The 7,033-nt window shown below is 65.0% G+C and carries 7 protein-coding genes; 1 reads left to right on the forward strand and 6 read right to left on the reverse strand.

Annotation, left to right across the window (positions count from 1 at the left end; translation table 11 throughout):
- Positions 1-18: 18 nt before the first annotated feature.
- The 6 genes from BN60_RS06080 to BN60_RS06105 all read right to left on the reverse strand — a co-directional run bounded on the left by BN60_RS06080 (position 19) and on the right by BN60_RS06105 (position 5,446).
- Complete coding sequence (locus tag BN60_RS06080) at positions 19-990, reverse strand: branched-chain amino acid ABC transporter permease (RefSeq protein ID WP_020695116.1); 972 nt, start codon at positions 988-990, stop codon at positions 19-21.
- Positions 987-1,841, reverse strand: coding sequence for a branched-chain amino acid ABC transporter permease (locus tag BN60_RS06085; RefSeq protein ID WP_020695117.1), 855 nt, complete (start codon positions 1,839-1,841; stop codon positions 987-989). Before BN60_RS06085 ends, BN60_RS06080 begins: the two co-directional genes overlap by 4 nt.
- 10 nt (positions 1,842-1,851) lie before the next feature.
- Positions 1,852-2,586: an ABC transporter ATP-binding protein gene (locus BN60_RS06090; RefSeq protein ID WP_020695118.1), complete on the reverse strand. Its 735-nt coding sequence runs from the start codon at positions 2,584-2,586 to the stop codon at positions 1,852-1,854.
- A complete protein-coding gene (locus BN60_RS06095; protein ID WP_020695119.1) occupies positions 2,583-3,374 on the reverse strand; it encodes an ABC transporter ATP-binding protein in 792 nt (263 codons plus the stop codon). Before BN60_RS06095 ends, BN60_RS06090 begins: the two co-directional genes overlap by 4 nt.
- Positions 3,375-4,547 carry an ABC transporter substrate-binding protein gene (locus BN60_RS06100; protein ID WP_020695120.1) on the reverse strand — a complete coding sequence of 391 codons (1,173 nt, stop codon included), beginning with the start codon at positions 4,545-4,547 and terminating at the stop codon, positions 3,375-3,377.
- Positions 4,548-4,654: 107 nt separating this feature from the next.
- Entirely contained in the window at positions 4,655-5,446 is a 792-nt protein-coding gene (locus BN60_RS06105) for an enoyl-CoA hydratase-related protein (RefSeq protein ID WP_020695121.1), read from the reverse strand.
- Between the two features lie 776 nt (positions 5,447-6,222).
- Here BN60_RS06105 and BN60_RS06110 point away from each other — a divergent pair.
- Positions 6,223-7,033: OmpA family protein (locus BN60_RS06110; protein ID WP_020695122.1), on the forward strand; the 811-nt coding region annotated here is incomplete at its 3' end.

The following is a 7,033-nucleotide window of genomic DNA, read 5'->3' on the forward strand; positions in this document are numbered from 1 at the left end:
TTGGCGTGTGATGGAACGTCAGGAGCGATGACGTACGGCCTGTGAGCGTCGGCTCGCAAGCAGATCCCACACGCCGACCAGACCCTTGGGCCAGAGGAGGAGGATCGCGGCCAGCACGGCGCCAAGCACGATCTTGTCGCCGTCGCCGCCGATCGAGAAGAAATTCTGCTGCACGATGATCAGCGCCGTGCCGACCAGGGGGCCTAGGATCATGCGGCGGCCAACGATGACGATCGCCGTGAGCATCAGCACCAGGAAGTAACTCTCGAACATGTCGGTGCCGACATAGGCGCGCTGGTAGGCGTAGAGCCAGCCGGCCAGCGCGGAGATGGGCGCCGAGGTCACGAACACCGCCAGCCGGACGCGACGTGCGTCGACGCCGAGCGCGGTGGCGAGGTCGGGGTTCATGTGCACCATCAACGCGCTGACGCCTAGCCGCGAGCGGCGGAAGCGGTGGATGAAGAGCAGGGTGATCATCAATAGCAGCCAGGCGATCGGCCACAGCTCGTCGTTGGTGCCGCCGCCCAGGTTCCAGCCGAACAGCGGCAGGTCGAGCGGTGGTACGCCCACGATGCCGTCGGAGCCGCCAAGGTAGGACCAGTTGAAGGCGATCTCCATGGCGACGACGGCCGCGGCGTAGGTGACCAGCGAGAAGACGAATTCGCGCGTGCGCAACGTTGCCAGGCCCAGCAGGCAAGCGAAAATGATCGCGACCACGATGGCGCCGCCGGCCGTCGCCCAGCCATTCCAGCCGTAGTTGACCGACAGCAGAGCGGCCGCATAGCCGCCGGCAGCCCAGAAGACGGTGTGACCGAGGCTCACTTCGCCGAGATAGGAGAGGATCAGGTCGGCGCCGTAGGACATGACGGCAAGGATCGCGATCGTCGTGCAGGCCGTGTAGGCAGCCGGTGCCCCTCCGGCCACGGTGGGCACGAAGTAAGCGAGTCCCGCCAGGGCCAGCGCGAAGGACGTGGAGTGACGCTTGATCATTTTGCGGCCAGTCCACCCGGTCGGAGCACCAGCACCGCCAGCAGCACGAAGAACGCCGCGGCCGTCGTGTGGGCCGGCGAGACGAGGGCGCCGAACAAGGCGGTGAACATGCCGAGCCCGAAGCCGGCGAGCAGACTGCCGCCGACGCTGCCGATGCCTCCCAGCACGACGATGACGAAGGTCAGGATCACCTCGTCGAAGCCCATGCTGGTCAGGATCGGGCTGCGCGGCGCCACCAGGCCGGCGCCGAGGGCCACAGCGGCGCATTCGAAGACGAAGACGCCGATATAGACCAAGGCGGCATTGATGCCGAAAAGCTGCGCGAGCTTCGGATCCTCCGCGACCGAGCGCACGATCGCTCCTGTGCGCGTGCGATTCAGCACCAGCCACAACACGGCGAACAGGATCAGTGTACCGACGAGTGTGACGACGTCGGCCCAGGTGAACCAGACATCGCCGAAACGGATGCTCGCCGCCGTCAGCGGGCTGACGAACGCCTGCGGATCGCCACCGAAGATCTTCGAGGCGCCGCCGGTGAACACGTAACCGAAGCCAAGCGTGACGATCATCAAACTGGTGAGGTTCTGCTGCATGACCAGCGGCAGCATCATGACCTGCAGCAGAACTCCAAGCAGGCCTACCGTCAGCACGGCGAGCGGCACGGCGAGATAGTAGCTGACCCCGAGCTCGTGCATGATCGCCCAGGCAACGAAAGCGCCCAGCATGTAGAGCTGGCCGTGCGCGAAGTTAACGAGCCGGGCCGCGCCCAGCAGCACCGTCCAGCCGATGGCGATCAGCGCGTAGCCTGATCCCAGGACCAGGCCGTTGATGAGCTGTTGCGCGAGGTTCATGGGCGCCTGGTCATGATGCGGTGAGGCTTCCGAGATAGGCTTCGAGGATACGCGGGTCGTTCTTCATGCTAGCGGCAGCCCCCTTGGCGACCACCTTGCCGCGCTCCAGCAGATAGAGTTCGTCGACCAGTTCCAGGGTGGCGCGCACGTTCTGCTCGACCAGCAGCAGCGACAGGCCGCGATCGACCAGGCTGCGCATGGTCGTCAGCAATTCCAGCACCAGGCGCGGGGCGAGGCCAGCCGACGGCTCGTCGAGCAGCAGGACCTTCGGCGCTGCCCGCAGGGCACGGCTCACCGCCACCATCTGCCGTTCGCCGCCCGACAGCATGCGGCCCTTGTGACTGCGCCGTTCGGCCAGTCGCGGGAACAGATCGAAGATGTCGTCCATCGTGAAGACGTGACGGCCCGTCGTATCGACCGGCGGTCGCACCAGCGCGAGATTTTCCATCACCGTCAGCTCGGCGAAGATGCCCTTGCCTTCGGGGACGAGCACCAGCCCGTGATGGGCGCGGCGATGCGGCGGCAGGCCATCCATCGATTGCTCGCCCAACCGTACGGTGCCGCGCACCGTCGGCGTGCCGCGCGACCATCCGGCCAAGGCATTGATCAACGTGCTCTTGCCCGCGCCGTTGGCGCCGACCATGCCGACCATCTGGCCGGCACCTACCGTGACGTCGATGCCATCGACGGCGAGATTGCCGCCGTACCGTACAGTCAGTCCTTGTGCGTCGAGGGCGGCGGTCATGCGGCGCGTCCCAGATAGGCTTCGAGCACGGCCTCGTTGCGCTGGATCTCCGCCGGCGTTCCCTCCGCCAGCTTGCGGCCCTGGTCGATCACCACGATGCGATCGGCAATCGCCATGATGAGATCCATGTGATGCTCGATCACGACCACGGCGACGCCGCGGCGGCGCAGGTCGATCAGCAAATCGGCAAGGCGTTGCATGTCCGTACCGCCGGTGCCCGCTGCGGGCTCGTCGATCAGCAGCGCGCGCGCGCCAGCACCATAGGCCAAGACGATGGAAAGCAGGCGTTGCGTGCCATAGGCAATATCGCCCGGCCGCTTGCCATGCTCGGAAGCAGGGATGCCGAACGACGAAAGCAGCTCGGCAGCGGCAGCTTCGGCGCGCCGACGGGTTGCGGCTTCGCGCCAGGGCAGGGCGAGCGACTGGATCAAGGATGTCGAGTGTTCGCGCAGCATCGACGCGGCAGCATTCTCGAGCAGCGACAGTTCGCCAAAGAAGGCATTGTGCTGGAAAGTGCGTCGCAGGCCGAGGCGGGCTAGTTCGTGCGTCGGCAAGTCACCAACATCGCGACCGTCGAGTTGCACCTTGCCCTGCCGGTGTACGGCATTCGTTACGGCTGCGAAGCACGAGCTCTTGCCGGCGCCGTTCGGTCCGATGATGCCCAGCACCTCGCCGCCGGACACCTGCCAGCTCATGTCCGACAGGGCCGTCAGCGCGCCATAGCGTACGGTCAGGCCTTCAACGGCGAGATGAGGGCGCTCGCCGCTGCTTGTCGCCGTGGCAACCAACTACTTCAGGACCTCGATCTTCGCCGTCTTGCCGTCGACGACCTTGATGACGGTTTCCTTGTGCTGCGCCTGGCCGTTTGCCGCGAAAGCGAGGTTGCCCAGGATAGTGCCGGATACCGTCTTGCCGCGGATCGCTTCGGCAACAGCCTTGCGGTCGAGGCTCTTGGCCGCGTTGGCGGCGCTGGCCCAGACTTCGAGGGCGGCCGCACCCAGGGCGGCACCCTTGTCCGGCAGTTCGTTGTGCGCCTTCTTGTAGGCCGCGACGAACTCGATGTTCTCCTTGATGCCGTCGAACGGCGGCAGGTCGGGGAAGTAGATGTCGGCGGAGACCACGCCCGTCATCGCTTCGCCCGCGATCCTGAAGACGGTCGGCAGGATGGTGCCGACGGCGCCGACCAGCGTGCCCTCGATGCCGGCCTGGCGATACTGCTGGATCAACGCCGGCATGCCGGAGGATTCGGCGGCGTTGATCGCCACGACCGCATCCGGCTTGGCTTGCTTCACGTTGGCGAGGCTGACGCGGAAGTCCGTTTGCTTGAATGGGAACTGTTCGGTGACGACCTTTTCCCACGGCTTGCCGAGCTTGGTCATCTCGGCTTCGATGACGGCCTGCGCACCGTTGCCGTAGGCATCGTTCTGCGTCAGGAAGCCGATCCGCTTTGCGTTGAGCTTGTTCAACAGGATGTCGGCAATCACCTTGCCATCCTGGCCGTTCGAGCTGTTGATGCGCACTGCATAGGGGTTGGCCTGGCCGGCCAGGATCGGGTCGGCCTTGGACACGGCCGTGATGTCGAGAATGTTGCCGCGCGCCAGCACGGGTTGCATGGCGAGCGTGACGGGGCTGTTCCAGCCTTCGATGACGACGGCGACTTTCTCGGCCACCATCTCGTTGGCGCGCGTGACGCCGACCGCTGGCGTGCTCTCGTCGTCCTTGCTGACGAGGACGATCTTGCGACCCAGAACGCCGCCCTTGGCGTTGATCATGTCGGCCGCGATCTTCACGGCATGAGTGACGGCCTGGCCGTTGGGGCCGGCGGGGCCCGACAGCGGGAAGATCGTGCCGACCTTGATCGACTGGTCCTGCGCGCGCACCAGCGACGGCAGTGCGAGCGTCGCTACACCCGCCGTCGCGCCCATCGTGATTTGACGTCGCCCGAGCAACTTCGAAGACATGGCGTTCTCCTTCATCAATGAGCGTTTATTTAGAAAACTTCTTCATTGATGAAGGTTTACGAGTCAACGCGGCCCGGCCGCTCTGCAATTTCTGAAGCGTTGCTGCTTCAGCGGCCCTTCCAGTTGGGCTTGCGCTTCTCGGCGAAGGCCTTCGGTCCTTCGACGGTGTCCTCGCTGTGCGCCATCGCGATGAAGGCCGGGTAGTGCTGGTTGCGCATCGAGATCTCCAGCGACGGCGTGTCGAGCGAACGCATCACGACCTGCTTGGTGGCGCGCACCGACATGGGCGAGCAGGCGAGAATGTCGCTGGCCCAGCGCTTGGCCGATGCCATGAGTTCGGCGTGCGGCACGACTTCGGTGACGAAGCCCAGATCGTAGCCTTCCTTGGCCGAGACGTGGCGTCCGGTCAGCATCATGCCCATGGCCTTCTTGAGCGGGATCATGCGTGACAGGCGCTGCATGCCGCCAGCGCCGGCGGCGAGGCCCACCTTGGGCTCGGGAAGGGCGAAGGTCGCCTTGTCTGAGGCAATGATGATGTCGCAGGCCAGCGCGATTTCGAAGCCGCCGCCCATGGCGACGCCGTTCACCGCTGCGATCACCGGCTTATCGAGATCGAAGCGGTTGGCGAGCCCGCCGAAACCCTTGGCCGGATGAACCGGGCGCTTGCCGGTCTTGGCCTGGATCTCGGCATGGTACTTGAGGTCGTTGCCGGCCGAGAAGGCCTTGTCGCCGGCGCCCGTGATGATGGCGACCCACAGATCGGGGTTGGTCTGGAATTCATCGAATGCCTCGACCAGTTCCTGGTTCGCCATGGGATGGCAGGCGTTGTAGACCTCGGGGCGGTTGATCGTGACGATCATCAAGCGGCCGTCGGTCTCGACTTTGCTGAACTGGCCCATGCAATTTCCTCCAAATAAGTAGTGAATGGCGATTTACCGCAGAACTCGGTTGCAGGGGTATCCAAAATGCCGCGGTGAAAAGTCAGGCGGAATGCACCATCTGCTAGGTGAAATGAAAAATTCAATCTTCAGGCACGCCGCCGCGACCACGGCAGGGGCGGTGGTCGCATTTTTGGCCATTGTCACACCGACTGCGGCGGCGGAGCCGTCCTCACCACAGGTTGTGTCCACGCCGGGCGCTGCGCTTTCCCCGTCCGCGCGTACCCGGCCGGCCGGCAACACCGCAAAGTCACCCCAGCGCTCGTCCCTGGCCCCCGCCGAGACCCAGCCTACCGGCGCCGAGATTGTGGGTAGATTGTTGTCGCCGGGGGCCTCGGACCCGGATGTACCCTTGCCGCACCCCGATCTGGCGGAGCGGTCCGACACGGCGCCCGAGCCGCTGAGCGGCCCGACGCTGTTCGGCCGACGGGAGTCGGGCGGTGGCGTCATTGGCCTCAGGATGCCCATTCCCGTTGACCGCAGCGGGGCATCGGCTGGCACAAGATCTAGTAGCGGGGCTGTACGCAATCCCTGACTTTCACAAGCGCTGCTAGAGGCCCGATAATGCGGGACTGTTGCCCCGCCGCCACAGGACTCTCGCGACTGAATGACGGCCTCTTTGCCTTGGTTGCGCCTCACCAGAACTGGTGTGTATAAAAGCCTGTGAGGTTGGTCCAAGCCAGCCCGCCTGAATGAAGTTCGGTTTCGACCAGTTTTGAAGACGAGGGGAAGTACTCATGAAGAAGGCACTTCTGGCTGCCGCGGCGGTAGTTGCTCTGCCGGTCATGGCGCAGGCGCAGTCGCCGCAGCCCGGTATCTATATCGGTGCGGAAGGCGGCCTGAACTGGCTGCTGAACACCAACATCGCAGGCGTGAACGTTTCGCCGCAGACGGGCTGGGCAGTCGGTGGTGTGATCGGTTACGACTTCGTGGGCCCGCGCGTTGAGATCGAGGGTGTGTACCGTCAGAACGGCACCAACCTCTGGATCCCGGGCGCTGCCGCCAACACCCAGGTCGGCCAGCTCGGCATCCTCGCCAACTTGCTGTACGACTTCATGCCGGGTTCGGTGATCACGCCGTACATCGGTGCCGGTGCCGGTATCGGCTTCGTCGACAGCAACTCCTCGCTGGGCAGCACGGTGTTCGCCTATCAGGGCATCGTCGGTGTGAGCTGGAACGTCGACACGAACTTCCGCGTCAACCTGGACGGCCGCTACTACGGTACGTCGAACCCGACCATCAACACGGCTTGGGGCAGCCAGAGCTGGAGCAACAACAACTTCAGCGTGATGCTCGGCCTGCAGTTCAAGTTCGGCTCGGCTCCGGCCGCTCCGCCGCCGCCGGCTCCGGCCGTCGCGCCGCCGTCGTACATGGTGTTCTTCGATTGGGACCGCTCGAACCTGTCGGCCCAGGCTCTGAACACGATCAAGCAGGCCGCTCAGGCCTACAAGACCAAGGGCAACGCGCGCATCACGGCGACGGGCCACACGGATACGTCGGGCTCGGAGCAGTACAACATGGCGCTGTCGCTGCGCCGTGCGAACGCTG

It is taken from the genome of Reyranella massiliensis 521, from assembly GCF_000312425.1.
Taxonomy (GTDB): Bacteria; Pseudomonadota; Alphaproteobacteria; order Reyranellales; family Reyranellaceae; genus Reyranella; species Reyranella massiliensis.